Source organism: Pediococcus ethanolidurans (genome assembly GCF_001437405.1).
Lineage (GTDB): Bacteria > Bacillota > Bacilli > Lactobacillales > Lactobacillaceae > Pediococcus > Pediococcus ethanolidurans.
The window spans coordinates 1-17,578 of record NZ_JQBY01000005.1 but is presented as its reverse complement, the minus strand read 5'-3'; the positions used below and the strand labels follow the sequence as shown (position 1 = coordinate 17,578).

At 36.7% G+C, this 17,578-nt stretch carries 15 protein-coding genes; 6 read left to right on the top strand and 9 right to left on the bottom strand.

The annotated features are described in order from the left end of the window. Positions 1-234: 234 nt before the first annotated feature. From IV87_RS02940 to IV87_RS02925, 4 genes are all read right to left on the bottom strand, one after another. On the bottom strand, positions 235-999 hold the full coding sequence (locus tag IV87_RS02940) for a MurR/RpiR family transcriptional regulator (RefSeq protein WP_057805418.1): 765 nt from the start codon (positions 997-999) through the stop codon (positions 235-237). A 569-nt stretch (positions 1,000-1,568) separates the two neighbouring features. Beyond that, positions 1,569-3,017 carry a 6-phospho-beta-glucosidase gene (locus tag IV87_RS02935; RefSeq protein ID WP_057805417.1) on the bottom strand — a complete coding sequence of 483 codons (1,449 nt, stop codon included), beginning with the start codon at positions 3,015-3,017 and terminating at the stop codon, positions 1,569-1,571. A 67-nt stretch (positions 3,018-3,084) separates the two neighbouring features. Then, positions 3,085-3,426: a PTS lactose/cellobiose transporter subunit IIA gene (locus IV87_RS02930; RefSeq protein ID WP_057805416.1), complete on the bottom strand. Its 342-nt coding sequence runs from the start codon at positions 3,424-3,426 to the stop codon at positions 3,085-3,087. A gap of 213 nt (positions 3,427-3,639) precedes the next feature. Further along, a complete protein-coding gene (locus IV87_RS02925; RefSeq protein ID WP_057783362.1) occupies positions 3,640-3,954 on the bottom strand; it encodes a PTS sugar transporter subunit IIB in 315 nt (104 codons plus the stop codon). Between the two features lie 396 nt (positions 3,955-4,350). On the opposite strand from IV87_RS02925, the gene IV87_RS02920 reads away from it, so the two are divergent. Then, positions 4,351-5,052, top strand: coding sequence for a GntR family transcriptional regulator (locus IV87_RS02920; protein WP_057805415.1), 702 nt, complete (start codon positions 4,351-4,353; stop codon positions 5,050-5,052). Between the two features lie 82 nt (positions 5,053-5,134). Here the strand turns inward: IV87_RS02920 and IV87_RS02915 are convergent, their stop codons facing one another. Next, a complete protein-coding gene (locus tag IV87_RS02915) occupies positions 5,135-5,851 on the bottom strand; it encodes a GntR family transcriptional regulator (RefSeq protein ID WP_057805414.1) in 717 nt (238 codons plus the stop codon). Positions 5,852-6,045: 194 nt separating this feature from the next. Between IV87_RS02915 and IV87_RS02910 the strand changes: the two genes are divergently transcribed. Together IV87_RS02910 and IV87_RS02905 are read left to right on the top strand one after the other, a co-directional pair. Further along, complete coding sequence (locus tag IV87_RS02910) at positions 6,046-7,419, top strand: glycoside hydrolase family 1 protein (protein ID WP_057805413.1); 1,374 nt, start codon at positions 6,046-6,048, stop codon at positions 7,417-7,419. Positions 7,420-7,447: 28 nt separating this feature from the next. Further along, a complete protein-coding gene (locus tag IV87_RS02905) occupies positions 7,448-8,803 on the top strand; it encodes a PTS sugar transporter subunit IIC (protein WP_057805412.1) in 1,356 nt (451 codons plus the stop codon). 292 nt (positions 8,804-9,095) lie between these two features. Here the strand turns inward: IV87_RS02905 and IV87_RS02900 are convergent, their stop codons facing one another. From IV87_RS02900 to abc-f, 3 genes are all read right to left on the bottom strand, one after another. Further along, positions 9,096-9,407, bottom strand: coding sequence for a hypothetical protein (locus IV87_RS02900; RefSeq protein ID WP_057805411.1), 312 nt, complete (start codon positions 9,405-9,407; stop codon positions 9,096-9,098). Between the two features lie 189 nt (positions 9,408-9,596). After that, a complete protein-coding gene (locus IV87_RS02895; protein WP_057805410.1) occupies positions 9,597-10,478 on the bottom strand; it encodes a GW dipeptide domain-containing protein in 882 nt (293 codons plus the stop codon). 241 nt (positions 10,479-10,719) lie between these two features. Next, on the bottom strand, positions 10,720-12,222 hold the full coding sequence (gene abc-f, locus IV87_RS02890) for a ribosomal protection-like ABC-F family protein (RefSeq protein ID WP_057805409.1): 1,503 nt from the start codon (positions 12,220-12,222) through the stop codon (positions 10,720-10,722). A gap of 1,044 nt (positions 12,223-13,266) precedes the next feature. Between abc-f and trpX the strand changes: the two genes are divergently transcribed. The 3 genes from trpX to IV87_RS02875 are packed head-to-tail and all read left to right on the top strand — an operon-like array spanning position 13,267 to position 15,939. Then, the gene (gene trpX, locus IV87_RS02885; protein WP_057805408.1) at positions 13,267-14,259 is read left to right on the top strand and encodes a tryptophan ABC transporter substrate-binding protein; all 993 of its coding nucleotides are present in this window, start codon (positions 13,267-13,269) and stop codon (positions 14,257-14,259) included. Next, positions 14,256-15,182 carry an ABC transporter permease gene (locus tag IV87_RS02880; RefSeq protein ID WP_057805407.1) on the top strand — a complete coding sequence of 309 codons (927 nt, stop codon included), beginning with the start codon at positions 14,256-14,258 and terminating at the stop codon, positions 15,180-15,182. The genes trpX and IV87_RS02880 overlap by 4 nt, the downstream gene beginning before the upstream one ends. Beyond that, complete coding sequence (locus tag IV87_RS02875) at positions 15,175-15,939, top strand: ABC transporter ATP-binding protein (protein ID WP_057805406.1); 765 nt, start codon at positions 15,175-15,177, stop codon at positions 15,937-15,939. The genes IV87_RS02880 and IV87_RS02875 overlap by 8 nt, the downstream gene beginning before the upstream one ends. A 206-nt stretch (positions 15,940-16,145) precedes the next feature. On the opposite strand, the gene IV87_RS02870 is transcribed toward IV87_RS02875, so the two are convergent. Next, positions 16,146-17,216: a hypothetical protein gene (locus tag IV87_RS02870; protein WP_057805405.1), complete on the bottom strand. Its 1,071-nt coding sequence runs from the start codon at positions 17,214-17,216 to the stop codon at positions 16,146-16,148. Positions 17,217-17,578: the final 362 nt, after the last annotated feature.

Here is a 17,578-nt window from a genome sequence, read left to right as displayed (position 1 = left end):
AAAGTTTATTTGAAACTGCTTGTATGCGGTTTCATCATTTACAATATAGCACATTTTTAGATTTGTGCCTACCTATTTAGGCCAAAAACTTTAAATTTTTATTAAAAAAAACATGTTTCAAAGCGAAACATGTTTCATAGTATTAATTGGTATACGGTTGAAATCTTTTATTGCCGGTCTTTACTAAAGGTAAGTGTTGTTTGGTATAGTCCAATTAATAAGAATTTTAAAATTTTAAAAAATTGAATCTTTTTGAACTTGTGCAACGTTTAATAAATCTTTATGAGCCTTAATACCAATTTGTTCCAAAAGAAAAACAACCGGAATCTGGGAAGTCAAATTTAAGTCTGCCATCCGCACTTCTGGAACATTATACGAAATATTAAAATCAACCAACTGAGCCAATGTGGAATAACGATTAGCTGTAATTGCCATCGTTTTAGCGCCATTTTCTTGATAAAACTTTGCTTGTTGCAAAACTTGCGGTGTTTCTCCCGAAACGGACAGTAAGATTAACAATGTGTCGGAAAAGTTACGTCGTTCTAATGGCTTGGGTTGGAACGGATCAATGATACTCAGCGTATAGATGCCATAGTTGGCTAACAAACGCGCCCCATACTGTGCCAAACTGCCACTGGTACCTAATCCAAAGATTAAACTCGTGTCAGCATCAATAATAAATTGTGCGGCTTGTTTAATTTTCCCCAAAAATTGATCATCGTTAACCTGATCAAAGAATTGACTCATCGGTACATTTGTTTGCTTTTCAGGACGTTCTACTTCCATTTTTTGCTGGCGTTTGAGCGCATACTTAAATTCTGAATAACCATCGAAATCCATTTTTCGAAGAAATCTTAAAATCGTTGTTGGTGAAACATGACTTTTCTTAGCTAGCTGTCGAATTGTCATTCCTTCAACTTCAACAGGATGCGCAATAATATATTTATAGATGCTTAGTTCTAGTTGATTTAATAGTTTTACTCGTTCGTACGGAAACATCTTACGCACCTTCTTCTAAATAGTCTTACCAAACTTATTTTAGTTTGGTTTACCTGTTTACAATATCACAATTTGCTGATTATCGGAACATGTTACAAATCAAAAAAACAGTTTACCACAAAGATGTAGCAAATACTGTTTTTTATGTGCGCTGTAAAATCATTTTTTTCTTTGAACTTTAAGTGATTAATTGACTGCTCTGGTGACGCTTCAGAAAATACATGAAAGATCTTGCCGAAACGTGCTAAAACAAGCACCCTTCTCCGCCTTGCTACGATAGTCAAACGATTTCCAAACCGAATCATTCGACTATCTAGGCAATGTCTCTTTCATCCTTTATCACCGAAACGTGCTAAAACAAGCACCCTTCTCCGCTTTGCTACGATAGTCAAACGATTCCTAAACCCGAATCATTTGACTATCTAGGCAATGTCTCTTTCATGCCTTATCGCCGAAACGTGCTAAAAGAAGCACCGTCCTCCGCTTTGCTACGATAGTCAAACGATTCCCAAACCGAATCATTCGACTATCTAGGCAATGCTCGAACGGTAAGCGCTTCTTTGAGCACTCTATTCTGTGATATCCTCACCATTCGTCTTAATTACCTTCTTAAACCAGTCAAACGAATCCTTCTTCGATCGTTTCAATGAGCCATTTCCCTCATCATCCTGGTCCACATAGATAAAGCCATACCGTTTCTTCATTTCACCTGTACTTGCAGAAATCAAATCAATGCAACCCCATGGCGTATAGCCCATCAAGTCCACACCATCTTCGACCACCGCTTTTTCCATCTCTTTCACATGGTCATGGAAATAACTGATCCGATAGTCATCATGCACACTACCGTCAGCCTCTTTCTTATCATAAGCACCAAAGCCATTTTCCACAATAAACATTGGTTTATGCCAACGATCCTGCATCCAGTTCATCGCATACCGCAAACCAACTGGGTCAATCTGCCAACCCCAATCCGATTTTTCAGTATATGGATTATCAACTTGATCCTTAGATTCTGTATAAACATAATCGGGATTATCAGCCTTATACTTCGTCACAAATGACATATAGTAGCTAAAGCCAACATAGTCCGCAGTACCTTCACGCAAATCCTTAGCATCCTGTTCCGTGCGGTCAATCTTGAATCCTTTACGAGCCCAATACTTTGGTACCCAGTTTGGATAAAAACCATTAGCCTGCACATCACCATAGTAGTAACGGGTCTGCATTGCGCGTTCAGCCATCATGATATCTTTAGGATCAGCCGTCAATGGATAAATTGGACACATTGCGATCATATCGCCAATCTTGAAATCAGGATTAATCTTATGACCTAATTTAACTGCACGTGCACTAGCTACCATTTCATAATGAGCAGCCTGATACATTGACTCTTCCCAGTTATCATCTTTGCCTAACTGCAAACCAGAGTTTTGTAACATTGGATGTGGATCATCCCAAGTAGTCTGATTATTAATTTCGTTAAATGTCATCCAATACTTAACTTTATTCTTATAACGTTTGAAGACAGCTTCCGCATAATTAGTAAAGAAATCGATTAACTTACGGTTTGACCAGCCACCATATTCCTTAACCAAATGATAAGGCATTTCAAAATGTGACAACGTAATGACGGGTTCAATATTGTACTTCAACAATTCATCAAACAAGTCATCATAGAATTGAAGTCCTTCTTCATTAGGTTCTGTTTCATCACCATTTGGAAAAATACGTGTCCAAGCAATTGATGTTCGGAAACACTTGAAGCCCATTTCAGCAAATAACTTAATGTCTTCAGGATAACGATGATAAAAATCGATTCCCCAATGGTTTGGATAAATCTCACCAGGTTTAACCCCATCTGTCACACGACGAGGATGATCTTTATCGCCTGCAGTCATTACATCAGCGATACTGACACCTTTACCGCCTTCTTGCCAGCCACCTTCTAATTGATGAGCAGCAACTGCGCCGCCCCATAAAAAGCCATCAGGCATCTTCATTTTTTGTTCACTCATATCTTGCACCTCATTTTTTATTTAAAAAAAGCAGCCAGATAACCTCGTGGCCGCTTTTTCTGATTCATTAGTCTTCTACTTTAACGCCATCAAGACGTTTGTAAAGGTCGACAATTTCACCAGCCAAATCACGGAATGTGATGGCATTCATAATATGATCTTGTGAATGAACGGTTAACAACGTTACTTTTGCATGTTTGCCGTTTGCTTCATCTGTTAACATCCCAGTTTGAGAATTGTGAGCTTCTGTCAAGAAGTGATCTGCTTCTTTCAGCTTTGCCTCTGCTGTCTCAAAATCACCTGTTTTTGCTGCATGAATTGCTTCAAATGAGGAACTTTTTGCGTTTCCACCATTCATAATTAAGCCCATGATTGCTTCTAAGTTTTGTTCTTGTTCTTCTTCAGCCATTTGTTCGTTTTCTCTCCTTATGAATCATTCTTTAAGATTATGTAAAAGCGGAAGCAGTTTCTGTTTCCGCTTTTAGTGTGTTTATGATTTGGGGGTTGAAATGTGTTAAGCAAATTCTTTTGTTTAGCTACAGGTCACAAACGATTCACAAACTTCCGTGAATTATTCGTTACCTTAGACTATACTCAGAATTTAAGCACCTTTTTAGTACTCTTATTTCACACCCAATGTCTTAAATGCTTCTGCCAATACCTTTTCGCCATTCATCATGCCATAATCTTGCATGTTGATAACTTCAACTGGAATGTCTAACTTACTCTTGAAGTTGTTTTCCATATAACGAACTTGTGGTCCGAGCATTAAGATGTCTGGATGTTTTTCTTCCAACTTGTTATTTGCATCTGAAGCTGCTGTTGCAAAAATCTCTGCATCGACACCCTCTGCTGCTGCGGCCTTTTGCATCTTAGATACCAAAAGACTTGTTGACATACCTGCTGCACAAACTAACATAATTGTTTTTTCTGCCATAATGCTCACTCCTAATAATTTATCTTATTTTTTTGTTACTCGGCGGTTTGTTTTTAAACCGCTTTCATTACAATTGCATTGTAACTCGTAGGTACAAATTTTACAAGCCTGTTGTTCAAAAAAATTTCCAAAAACTTGTAAATCCCTTATATGACGGCAATCAGTAATTTTACCATTTCAATAATGAATATAATTTGTTCTTTATTCATTCAATTTGTCCACAATTCAATTACATAAGAATCCTTTAAAAACATGTTCTATTATTGAATAATATGTTCTTTTTGCACTAAAGTGGTTGACTATTAAACCGTTTACATTACAATTAAGTACTGAATGGTAGGTACAAATCATTCAGGTAGTTAAAATTATTCCCTAGTGGAGATAGGAGGTAGCATTATGTATCATGACATTGCAGATGATCTGATTCACTCAATAGAAAACAAGCTGTTCAAACAAAAGCTTCCCACTGAGCATCAATTAATGGACCGATACAACGTAAGTCGCAATACGATTAGGAAGGCCATTGATATTGTCGCTCAGAAAGGCTTGGTACGTCGGGTACAAGGAAGTGGCTACTTCGTCAACGACATCAGTCAAGCTGAAAAGACGGTCGTCAACCTAACTATGGGATTGAGTCGCACACGTTATCATAAAGAAATGACTTCAAAAATTGTAACCTTTGATGAAATTCATGCTGATGAAGCATTAGCAGAACAGTTTGGCACACGTGATGGTGCGGCTTTATTACGTGTCATTCGCCTTCGTTACGTGGAAAAGCAATTATATAGTTTGGAATATGCTTATTATGTAAAAAGTGAAGTTCCTTCACTAAGTTTAAAAAGTATCAACCACTCAATTTTTGATTATGTTAAGCAAAAATATGGAATTCGCATTAATAATAGTGATCAATATTTGTCTCAAGATCAACTAACCAGTGAAGCAGCCAATTTGTTAGGCTTAGAACCACGGACAGCCTGTATGACATTGCAGCAATCTAATTATTATAAAAATGATGTGCTGTTTAATTTTTCACAGACAATCTACGTTTATCCACATTTAAGTTTTTATTTTCATGCGGCAAATCAATCAGGAAATTAAAAAACAAGACTTTTTATACACAATTTAAACTTGCATTCCATAATAAAAAGCAGATCGGTTGAAAACTGATCTGCTTTTTATTCTAATTATTTAAATCGATATCTGCAGTAACTTGACTTTTCTGATATGGAAAATGTGATTCCGAAAATTCAAATGGTTCTCCATCTTCGAGATAGCTTACCTGCTTAATAACTAATACCGGATCATCATGTTTAACACCCATTGCCTCAACGTCTTTTTCCGTGGCCTTATTTGCCTTAACAATTCGGTGCGATCCTGAAATTGTTAACCCACATTTTTTTGTTAAAAAACTATAAATGGAACCCAATAAAACTTCCTTGGTGATTTTAGCAATAGCTGTGGGCATAATTGTGTGCTCATAACTGTACACCTGATCATCAATGTAACGAACACGTTCAATTACATAGACTGGTTCAGTCGCTGAAATCATCAAATTGTCTTGTTCTTCTTGACTAGGCAATCGTGCATCTAATAATAGAATTTTACTTACCACTTTTTTGTTTGGATGGGTAAGTGTCGTTCCTAATGGTTTATCAATTGCATTGCCAATATCATCAAGATTTTGTATATAATCTTTACGCACAAAAGTACCGGCACCCCGTTTTGTATAAACAATTCCCTCAATAATCAAAGCCTGAATTGCCTTTCGAATTGTAATCCGTGTCGTATTAAAATCCTCTGCTAGCTTGTTTTGATCAGGTAATAATCCACCAGCTTCGTAATTACCATTCACAATTTTCTTTCGAATTTTTTCTGATATTTCTTGATATTTATACACTTTTTTCCCCCGATATCTTTACTAACTATATTTTACCCTTTTAAAACAAAATTTAATACTCCTGAATACCATTATCACGTGCTTTAGCTGAAAGTTTTTAAACAAATGTATATACTTTTTAAATAAAAGACTTTACATAGATAATTATATGGATATATAATGTAAACGGATTCAAGAAAGGCGGAGATTGATTTATGACAAAAGAGATGCCCAAGAACTTTCTTTGGGGAAATTCCGTATCAAGTATGCAAACGGAAGGAGGCTATAACGAAGGCGGAAAAGGAAAATCCGTCTACGATACATTTCCCGCAACAGAAAATTCATCAGATTGGAAAGTTGCAATTGATGATTATCACAATTATCCAGAAGATTTAGACCTTATGGCTAATCAAGGAATGAATTGCTATCGGTTTCAGATTTCTTGGAGTCGGGTTAATCCGAATGGTGACGGCGAGTTCAATGAAGAAGGAATCAAATTCTACGACAACCTCATTAATGAATTGTTGGAACGGCATATCCAACCTATGATTTGTTTATACCATTTTGACATGCCACTTCATTTAGCCGAGAAGTATAACGGCTTTTTAGATCGTCATGTTGTTGAAGCATTTGTTAAATATGGTAAAAAAATGATTGATTGCTTTGGAGATCGAGTTAAATATTGGATTACATTTAACGAACAGAATCTCTATTCTACTTCGGAAGCATTTCGCATTGCCGGTTACTTAAAGGGTGATCGGACTAATAACGAACTATATCAAATTTCTCACCATGTCATGTTAGCTCATGCTGAAATTGCCAACTACTTACATAAGCAAACTGACGATTTAATTGGTGGCATGTTGGCCTACAGTGAAGTTTATCCTGCTTCATCATTACCAAAAGATGTGCAATACGCTCGTCAAATCGATGAGTTTTTAAACCGTAATCTATTAGATGTTTTTGTAAATGGTCATTATTCAAACGAGGTTCTAACTTATGTAAAGAATCATGACATTAATTTAGATCTCACGGATGCAGATCAACAAGTTTTCAATCAGTTATCCAGCGATTTTATTGCTTTCAGCTATTATCAAAGTGTCACTATTAGTAGTTCCGTTGTTCCAGATGGTACCCTCCCAAATTACTATCTGAATGCCGGCGGAAAAGAAAATCCATTCTTAAAAGTTTCTGAATGGGGCTGGTCAATTGATCCACTTGGTTTCCGTGATATTCTCACAAAAACATATAACAGTTATGGTGTTCCAATGTTTCCAATTGAAAACGGAATCGGCGTTCGTGAAACTTATGATGGTCATGAAATTCAAGATGACTATCGGATCAATTACCACCGTGCCCACATCCAAGCCATGAAGGATGCAATGTTTGAAGATGGTGTACCAGTTATCGGCTATCTCGGCTGGGGATTAATTGATATTCCAAGTTCATCAGGAAACATGGAAAAACGTTATGGAATGGTTTATGTCAATCGTGGTAATCATGATTTGCGTGATATGAAACGAATTCCAAAGAAAAGTTATGGTTGGTTTAAAAAAGTCATTGCTTCAAATGGTAACGACTTAGGATAACTTGTTTTAAATAAAAGGAGGAAGACTTATGAGTGAAGATAAGAACCAAAGTTCAAGTGAAAAGCTTGAAAACTCGGGTTTTATTGCAAAATTCACTGAAATATCCGTTAAAGTTGGTAACTGGGTTTATCTTCGGTCTTTACGTGATGCATTCGCAGTTATTTTACCTGTTTTCATCATTGCTGGACTCGGAGTATTACTTAACAACACAGTCTTTACATGGATATTCCATGGTGAAACTTTAGCCAAAGTACAAGTTTTTGGTAATGCCATTAACAATGGTACTTTACAGGTTGCCGGTTTATTGGTAGCCCCAATGATCGGGTATGCATTAGCTAAAAATAAAGGTTTTGCTAACCCAATTGCTGCATCTGCCATGTCATTAGCTTGTTTAATGATCATGATGCCTCAGACTGTATCATTAGGAACTGTCGCATCTGCCGGTGCTAAAATGTCAACTGTTACTGGTGGGCTTAGCTACCTAAATACTGGTACACAAGGTATGTTCGGAGGTATTATTGTTGGTCTACTCGCAACTGGTATTTTCATTAAACTATCCAGTTACAAGAGTTTACAAATTCATTTAGGCGACAATGTACCACCTGCTGTTTCTTCATCATTTAGTGTTTTACTACCAGCCTTAATCTTGATGTCTTTATTTGCTTTAATTGCTGCTTTACTTGCAGGCTTTTTCAACGCAGATTTGATTAACTTAATCAAGACTTGGGTTCAAGAACCATTGCGTGGTTTCAATACCAACATTGTTGGATTCTGTGTCATTTATACAGTTGCTAACTTCCTATTCACATTAGGTATTCATCAAACAGTTATTTCTGGTACTTTGATGGATCCCCTAGTTTTGATCAATATGAATGCTAACATGACTGCATATGCAAGTTCACATTCATTTGCACATATTCCAAATATCATCACTACTTCATTTGTAAGTAGTTACACATTGATTGGTGGTTCAGGAAGTACAATTTCTTTGATTATTGCTATTTTAATTTTCAGTAAAGTGAAATCTTCACGTCAAGTGGCTAACTTATCACTAGCTCCTGGACTATTTAACATTAATGAACCAATGATTTTTGGATATCCAATTGTTTTCAACTTACCTATGATGATTCCATTTGTCTTATTTCCAACCATTGGTAGTATCATTGGTTATTATGCAACACTCATTGGCTTAGTACGACGAACCGTTGTGTTAGTACCCTGGACAACGCCACCACTAATTGGGCCATACCTAGCAACTGCCGGTGATTGGCGTGCACCTATTGTACAGCTTGTTATTATTGCACTTGGTGTTGTTCTCTATCTTCCATTTATGAAGATTAGTGAACGTGTTGCTAAGGTACAAGCTGAAGAACAAAATGCTTAGGTCGTGAATAACTATGAACAGAAAAATCATTTTTAGCCTTATTGGCGCAATATTTATGCTGCTACTCTCAATCATTGATTTCGTCTCGTTTGGACTTACAATTACCACCGTAAGCACAATTGCAATCTTTATTCTGTTCAGCTATGATCTTTACAAAGCTTGGAAGCTTAAAGAAGACAAATCAAAATAACGAAAAATGGCAATCCGCTTAATTGCGAACTGCCATTTTTTGTGTCCTAAAAAAAAATGTCAACAGCCTTGCCTGTTGACACCAAATAAATACGGTTATTTTTTATCCCAAAACAAATTCATATTTTCGTTGCATTCCCATAAACAAAACTTCTTTATTAACCTTTTTAATCACATATTTACCTGCATTGGTGGCCTGAATCTGTTTGCCAACTTGATAAGCATCCCCATTTAAAACCTCTAATTTACCAGTTTCATAAAACCAAACATATGTGTAAAAAACTTTCGTGTCATCTTTTGTGGGCAGAATTTTCATTGAGATTGACTTGTTAGCCCTCATCAATAGCCACAGTGGAATAAAAATACAAAGTAAACCAATTATCGTTAATACGCCCGTATAAATTAAGTGAACCATTTTTAGAATCTCCTTTAAATTTGTATATACTTGTAAAATATAAAGTATACTCGTGTAGTTTATTTTAACATATTCGCATCTTTATTGTGCGTTTTTAAAGTTTATAAAGTCTCGTTATAGAGTACTAAAAAAGCAAAAAAACCACTAACTTAATCAGTGGTTTTGAATCGATTTTATTTATCTAATAATTTATTTGATGTTCTTCAAGGCACCGCCATAAATCCAACCAATCTCTTTGCCATTGATGTAGCAACGATAATATGGTGTTTTAGTTCCTACTCGAACAGCCTTATCATTAATAGTTACTTTTTTATTTTTGTATGTCTTGCCATAATGCAAGCGCTTTGTGGCATAAATACTAGAGGTTACATGGTTATAAAAATCATTTTTAGGGTTAGAGATAACTGTAGCTGTTTTCTTAATCTTAGTGTATTTAACAGAATTAACTACGGCAGAATAATAAATCCATCCAATTTCCTTGCCTTTATAATAGCAACGGTAATACGGTGTTTTCATTCCCTTTTTTATACCTTGCTCGTCAATGGTAATAGTCTTACCTGCATATGTTCTCCCATAATGCAGACGTTTTGCCGTATATTTGCTGCCAGGAATATGATTATAAAAGTCATGACCTGGTGCTAATTTAACTTGCTTGGTTAATTTTTGTGTCTTATAAGTAACTGCAACGCCTTTTATTTTTGTGTAGTACAACTTATTTAACAATTTAGTTGTCTTGGTTGATGTAGTATAGTAAAAATTTACCCAACCAACATTAGGTTTATATCCTGATATATTAGGAGAATTTACAAACCCTTTCAAATTACTATTACGTGTAACAACTCCTTTACTATTTGGTACTGGACTAGCACCCCAACTACCAAAAGTAATATCACGCATCTTATTTCCCACAAGTACTTTAGCATGTATGGTTGGGTAACTATCAGCATGTGCAATCACTGGCTGATTCACCTCATAAGATGATAGATTACCAGCAACTACTCCCACACCAAGCATCGATATTCCTGCCATAACAGTAACCATCAATTTTTTGACTCTCAGTTTTTTTCTCACTATAAACTCCTCCATATTTCTATATAATTTTGAAATCATTTATAGTTTGCCATACACATGTGACATAATACGTCGCTTTAAAACGATTACAAAAATATCTATAAAAAAATCAATGTTAAATGAAATATATCACTAACATTGATCTTTCTTTACGCTTGAAATTTTTAGAAACCTACTTTTACTCTCATTGATATGGGGGTTGTATTGTTTAGTTTCCTCCATTTTTTTGTTACTTTTTATTTTATTTTTTCAATTCCACCACATCATTGGTCACGTGCTCAATAAAGGCTTGGTCATGTTCCACAATCAACATAGAAGGAGCTACAGACTTAATCAGAGTTTCCAACTGCTCCTGATTAAAAATATCCAGGTAATTCAGGGGTTCATCCCATAAATAAAGTTCTGCTGGAATCGACAAAGACTTGGCTAGTTCAACCTTCTTGCGTTGTCCCATACTCATATGCTCAACTCGCGTGGTAAACACGTTGCGCTCCAATCCTAATTTGTGCAAGTTATTCAAAAATTCTTGATAATCTAAATGTTGTGTTTCTGCAAAATCTTGTAAAGTTCCGCGATTATCTTCATAAGCTTGACGAACATAACTTACTTTCAGATTTTTTGGTTGAATCACCTCACCAGTAATTTCACCCGCAAAATCTCCTAAAATAGCATGAATCAGTGTGGATTTACCAGCACCATTAGGGCCCACTATTCCCACACGTTTACCCTGCTTAATTTCAAACGAAATCGGATCAAACAATGGTCGCTTAGCATCCGGATAACTCAACGTTAGTTTGTTAACCGTCAATAGCCGTTCATGATGCCCAGGCTGAAAATTCATTGACAAAGGATCCACATACTCAATATTTTTCAGAAGCTTTTCTTTCTCATCAATGTCGCGTTGCATGTGTTTCTGCAACGTCAACGCCCGTTTCATGGTTCTTGCCGCACGCGCACCAATGCCTCCCTTGTCTCCAATAGCACCACTGCCTTTAACATGCGGATTGCCAAACTTCTCGCCCTCTTTAGATCGCGACCATTCCGCCTTTTCGGCAGCGGTTTGTTTCAAGCGGCTGATGCTCTTTTTCAGTTTGGCATTCTCCATCTCTTCATGCGTATCACTCAATTTTTTCTGTTCTTCATAGGTGGCAAAATTTCCCTGATACATCAAGATATTAGATTTTTCAATCGATAAAATGTGATCTGCCACATCATCCACAAACTTGCGGTCATGGCTAATGACAATAAATCCCTGTTTCTTCTGCTTCAAATAATTAGCCACTTGCTTACGACCATTGATATCCAAATGATTCGTGGGTTCATCAATCAACGGAAAATTCACTGTCTGTGTAAACAGACTAGCTAAAAGAACCTTGGTTTGTTCGCCACCAGATAACGTGGTGAATTCACGCCACAAAATATCGGGATCAGTCCCCAATAGATTCAGCTCTCGTTCCACTTTCCACTGCTCGGTGACACCTAGATCGTTTAAAACGAAAAACGTCAATTGCTGTTTCTTGTGGATTTTTTGCGGGAAATAATCAAACTTTAAATTAGCATTAATTTTGCCTCGATAGCTCAATTTGTTTTGCAGAAGATTTAGAAAAGTTGTTTTGCCACGGCCATTACGTCCGATCAGCCCTAATTTCCAGTTACTATCCAGATTTAAATTGACATGATCAAATAATAAAGGTCCTTGTGTATCATAACCAAACGTTAGATTTTTAATTTCAATTTTAGACATTTTTTATACCTCATTTTTCTAGCTTTTTTCAGGCAGCTAAAAATGAGCATACAAAAAGACCTGCTCATCGAGAAAGATTAGCTGATCCTGAAAAACTGCACAGTACGCCCTATGACAGGTACACTTACAGATTCAACAGAATTAGCTTAATTTCTCAATGGCAGATCCCTCACTTTTATAATTTTTCTAAATTATAGCATGATTGCAAGGGTTCGTCTATTCTCGTATTTTTAAAATTACTTGATCACCAATATTAAGGTTTAAAGCTATCAACTTAAAAATAAAACAAGTTCTTTATTTTAGTGGAACAGGTCAAGTATAATAAAACAGTTGCCTGCTGATCTCACGCAGTAAATTCTGCGATAGGTTGGAGGTGTTATTGTTGGTTCCATTTTTCACGTCGCTTTTGGCAGCGTTACTTAATACGCTGTTTGCTTGGTGGTTGAACAGGCAGAACCGAAAGTAGGACGTTCAGGCAACGTCAACCCGCCCGCTTAGTTTTAAATTCTGACCGAAGTCCAATTTAAAACGAATTAAATAAGTGTAAAAAAGGCCTTAACTATAACCGGTAGTTAAGGCCTTTGGTGTTATTAAGTTGATACCATTTCTCACAGATTTATTATAACACGTTCTTATGAGAAGCAAAATTAAAACTGCCGAAGTTTTATTCAATCTGATATTTTTTCTGTCAATGAAATTATATTTTCTTCTTGACACTCATCAAAAACTTATCTATACTCAGAGACAATTAATAAAGAAAGTTGGTTACGCACATGACAAAGACAAATACACAACTAAATAATCGTTGGCAAAGCCGGTAATTAGGTTGTGTTTGTCTTTTGGCAAGATACGACCTGGATGCATACAGATCGTATCTGTGCCGGCTAACTTTGACGTAGAAAAAGGCCCGCATGGATTTATAATATTCATGTGGGTTTTGTTTCGGTTTATTAAGAACAATCCTGCAATGGGATTGTTCTTTTTTCTTTCAAAATTTTTCAATTCCAGCTGCAACATTTTATTGTAAATAGGAGAGTGAATCATATGAAACGCTTAATCACGTTTATCGCGGCAATTTTTATTTTTCTTGGTTTTGCTTTTTTCAAAGGCAACAGTACTAAAACTACCAAAGCAAAGGTTCCAACAGTGGGAATCCTTCAGTTAATGAGCCAACCTGCACTGGAACAAATTCAAAAAGGTGTTATCGCCGGCTTGAAATCTGAAGGCTACACCAAAGGTAAAACGGTCAAAATTGACTATCAAAATGCTCAAGGTAATCAAAGCAACTTGAAGACAATGAGTGAAAAATTTGCCAACGAAAATGCCGACCTGATGATTGGTATTACCACCCCTTCTTCACAGGCATTGGCCGATGTCACCAAGAATACTCCGATTGTTTTAGGTGCCGTTACTGATCCAAAGGGTGCTGATTTAGTTAAAAATGAAAACCATCCCGAAGCCAACATTACCGGCGTTTCCGATCAAGCACCGTTAAAAGAGCAGTTAGATTTACTTTTGAAACTCATGCCCAAACTCAAAACACTGGGAATTATTTACACTTCTAGTGATAACTCGGCCGTAACTCAGTACAAACTGTTTAAAAAGCTTTGCCAACAAGAACATGTGACTTTAAAAGCTTACTCAATTTCAAATTCAAACGACCTAAATCAAGTTTCACAAACCATGTTGCAAAATGTTGATGCTGTGTATGTGCCAACTGATAATACCATTGCTGGTGCGATGCAAACACTAGTTAAAAATGCCAACAATGCTAACATTCCCGTCTTTCCTGCTGTTGATTCGATGGTTAAACAAGGCGGCGTGGCAACGTACAGTGTGAACCAGTATAAACTTGGGGTCATGACTGGTAAGATGGCTGGTCGCTTACTCAAAGGTAAAAAAGTTAGCGAAACACCAGTAGAATACGTCAAACATGGTGAACTTACCATTAATTTGAAACAAGCAAACAAATTAGGCATTCACATTCCTGAATCACTAATTAAAACGGCTAAAACGAAAGGGGAGTTGTTCAAATGAGTTTAATTACTTCTGCAATAGGACAAGGATTTCTCTGGGGCATCTTAGGAATCGGATTATTTTTGACTTTCCGAATTCTTGATTTCCCTGATATGACAGTTGAAGGCACCTTTCCAATGGGAGCGGCCGTTTGTGTCGCCGCTATCAGTCATGGAGTCTCTCCCATTCTAGCCACATTGCTGGCTATTATCATCGGAATGGTTGCTGGTTTGGTCACTGGATTACTTTATACAAAGGGCCGTATCCCCATTTTATTAGCTGGAATTTTAGTTATGACGGCTTGTTATTCCATCAACTTGCGCATTATGGGAACTTCCAACATTTCACTGTTAGGCAAACAGAGCTTGTTTACCAATCACCTTCTGGAGTCGCTGCCTAAATACTTTGATAGTGTGTCGCTTGGATTATTGATTGTCATCATTGTGACTATTATTTTAGCGATGTTTCTTCAGACTAACTTAGGTCAAGCATTCATTGCTACCGGCGATAACGAAACCATGGCCAAATCACTAGGCATTCACATCGACAGCATGAAAATCATGGGTTTGATGGTATCTAACGGATTGATTGCCCTTTCCGGTGCGCTGGTTGCACAAAGCGACGGTTATGCTGATGTTAATATGGGAATCGGCATCATCGTAATTGGCCTTGCTTCCATCATTATCGGCGAGGTCGTGTTTGGCAATCTATCCATGAATCAACGTTTAGTTGCCGTAACTTGTGGTAGTATTTTATACCGCTTTGTCTTGTTGATTGTTTTACAACTCGGTTTCAGCACCAACGATTTGAATTTGATTTCTTCCATCGTTTTGGCACTATGCCTGATGTTGCCGACCTTCCGAAAGGCACTTCACTTAGACAGATTTATTAAAAACGGCGTTAAAACGCCACTCCCAGATAAGAAGGTGCGCGATCATGACTAATCCAATTTTAGAACTTAAAAACGTCACCACCTATGTCAATCGACATACTCCTGATGAACAAAAGATTCTTCGTGGCATTAATTTAAAAGTTTATCCAGGTGACTTTATTACTGTGCTAGGTTCAAACGGAGCTGGTAAATCTACCCTGTTCAATACGATCGGTGGAAACTTAGCGGTTGATGAAGGCCAAATTCTTGTGAATGATAAAGAGATCACCCATCTTTCCGAAGAAAAACGCACCCGTTTTCTCAGTCGTGTTTTCCAAGATCCAAAGTTAGGCACCGCTCCACGAATGACCGTTTCCGAAAACTTATTGCTGGCAGAAAAACGTGGTGCTCATCGTGGTTTGGTTTTCCGAGGCCTCAAACACCAAATGCCGCATTTTAAAGCCATCACTAGCACCATGGAAAATGACCTGAATCATCGTTTAAATACGCCTGCTGGTGAGCTTTCTGGCGGTCAACGACAAGCTTTAAGTTTCTTAATGGCCACAATCAAACGACCTGATATCCTGTTGTTAGACGAACATACAGCGGCCTTGGATCCCAAGACTAGCCAAGAATTATTGCAGGCCACTGATGAACGCATTAAAGAAGATAAATTAACTTGTTTAATGATTACCCACCATTTGGAAGATGCCTTAAAATATGGCAATCGCTTGATCGTTTTAGACAAGGGACAGATCAAAATTGATGTCACTGGTGATGAAAAACAACGATTGACGATTGATGATTTATATAAATACTTTGAAATTTAGGGTAAATTAAAATTAAAATGAGGTTGAGAAATGCAAATTTTTCTCAATCTCATTTTTAAATTGAACTAATGTATTGTAATCCTATTTTGAGTTTTCTTTACATCTTTTTTCTTGCTAATTATAATTTCAGTTCAAACCGTTTCAGATTAAACTAAAACGACCCATTTCATTCAAAAAAATGAAATAGATCGTCTTATAATTTATGTTTAAAATTTAATTTCATAACAGAATTCGAGTTTCTTATAGTAGTCCAATTCAATAAAATCTGTCGGTCGGACATCTCCCGCTGGCTTATCAAAGTAGTCCACATGAGCCAATTTCAACATTGAATACACAAATTGCGAACAAAACATGATGTTCGGTCGCAACGAATGCTTGGTCACCAAACCTAATAAGTTATATGCACTGCCCGTTTCGTTGATTTCTTTGATCTTATCAATAATGATCTTTTTTTGTGCCCTAGTTGTCGCTAGTTGATATACCAAAACTGAAGCATCATCCTTTTTATGAAAGGCTTCAACCATTTCGGCATTCAAACCCGGTGGATAAACCTTTTCACCACCATTATAACTAACAATCGTTTTCAAATCGGCATCAAAACTAAGCGATGCGTGATTATATTGTTTTTGCGTAAACAGCGAAATAATCTCACTGGCACTACTACCCGTGTTAGAAATGACCAAGTAGATGAAAGGGTCATCCAAGGTTTGGTTTGCTAACTGAAAATATTCATCAGTCAACGAACCATTGTTAATATATTTTGTGGAACTATGGCGATGTAAATCTTCAAAAGTTTCTTTCAAATTATCACTCGAGAGCGTACTTTTAATTTTGCCCAAGCCCTGAAGCGAGTCCGTAATAGCCGTTTTATTGTTTCGCAGCTGTTCAAAACTGATGGTTGCCAGTTCTTTAACAGAAGGCAAATAAAAATCGGCTCTTTTACGAATAATAATATTGCTTTCCACGGCCAATGGTAGCAAAACACTGGCTGCTGCAATGATTCTACTTAACAGCTTCGCAAAAATATTGGCGTCTTGGTTTGCAAATGACACTGACACAAAAATAATTTGAAAAATAGCTAGCACAACATAAGTCAAAATCATGGGTCGTTTGACTTTTCTAGTTAGTTGACTTTGTGTTGTTCGTAAAATCATGAACACTGCTACCGTTAAATAAGTAATCACAAACAACGGGATGTTGCCAAATAACACACTGCCGACCAAGAAAATCCACAATGCCGTATTGATTAACTTTCGATCAGAAATCAAATCTCTCATTTTTTACTCCTAAAATTTAACCCATCTTTTAAGATGTGTATGTGATTTCAATGTCCACATTTGAACACACGTCAAACTGTAAAATGAGTGCTTAATCTTTGACTTGTGAGCGGTTTTAACTTTATCATCAGGCCATTTCTATGTCAATATAAATTACATTTAGTGCATTGTAAAGATTTGATCACTAGAGTTAAGATTAAGCATTTCATAAAAAAGTTTGTTAGTTTTAAAACGACCGAGGTTAAAGCTTTATATAAATTTATTATCAAAAATTGAAAATATTAAATCACAACCAATTGCCTCCGGACTAAGAACGTTTGATGCTTCAAGGATACTCAGTAACGCTGATATAACAACCTTTA

Excerpts from the sequence above, each read along its gene's own strand:
- IV87_RS02910 (WP_057805413.1), top strand. The coding sequence starts at position 6,046 with ATGACAAAAGAGATGCCCAAGAACTTTCTTTGGGGAAATTCCGTATCA.
- IV87_RS02905 (WP_057805412.1), top strand. The coding sequence starts at position 7,448 with ATGAGTGAAGATAAGAACCAAAGTTCAAGTGAAAAGCTTGAAAACTCG.
- IV87_RS02930 (WP_057805416.1), bottom strand. The coding sequence starts at position 3,426 with ATGGCTGAAGAAGAACAAGAACAAAACTTAGAAGCAATCATGGGCTTA.
- IV87_RS02870 (WP_057805405.1), bottom strand. The coding sequence starts at position 17,216 with ATGAGAGATTTGATTTCTGATCGAAAGTTAATCAATACGGCATTGTGG.
- IV87_RS02920 (WP_057805415.1), top strand. The coding sequence starts at position 4,351 with ATGTATCATGACATTGCAGATGATCTGATTCACTCAATAGAAAACAAG.
- trpX (WP_057805408.1), top strand. The coding sequence starts at position 13,267 with ATGAAACGCTTAATCACGTTTATCGCGGCAATTTTTATTTTTCTTGGT.
- IV87_RS02880 (WP_057805407.1), top strand. The coding sequence starts at position 14,256 with ATGAGTTTAATTACTTCTGCAATAGGACAAGGATTTCTCTGGGGCATC.
- abc-f (WP_057805409.1), bottom strand. The coding sequence starts at position 12,222 with ATGTCTAAAATTGAAATTAAAAATCTAACGTTTGGTTATGATACACAA.
- IV87_RS02935 (WP_057805417.1), bottom strand. The coding sequence starts at position 3,017 with ATGAGTGAACAAAAAATGAAGATGCCTGATGGCTTTTTATGGGGCGGC.
- IV87_RS02875 (WP_057805406.1), top strand. The coding sequence starts at position 15,175 with ATGACTAATCCAATTTTAGAACTTAAAAACGTCACCACCTATGTCAAT.
- IV87_RS02900 (WP_057805411.1), bottom strand. The coding sequence starts at position 9,407 with ATGGTTCACTTAATTTATACGGGCGTATTAACGATAATTGGTTTACTT.
- IV87_RS02925 (WP_057783362.1), bottom strand. The coding sequence starts at position 3,954 with ATGGCAGAAAAAACAATTATGTTAGTTTGTGCAGCAGGTATGTCAACA.
- IV87_RS02940 (WP_057805418.1), bottom strand. The coding sequence starts at position 999 with ATGTTTCCGTACGAACGAGTAAAACTATTAAATCAACTAGAACTAAGC.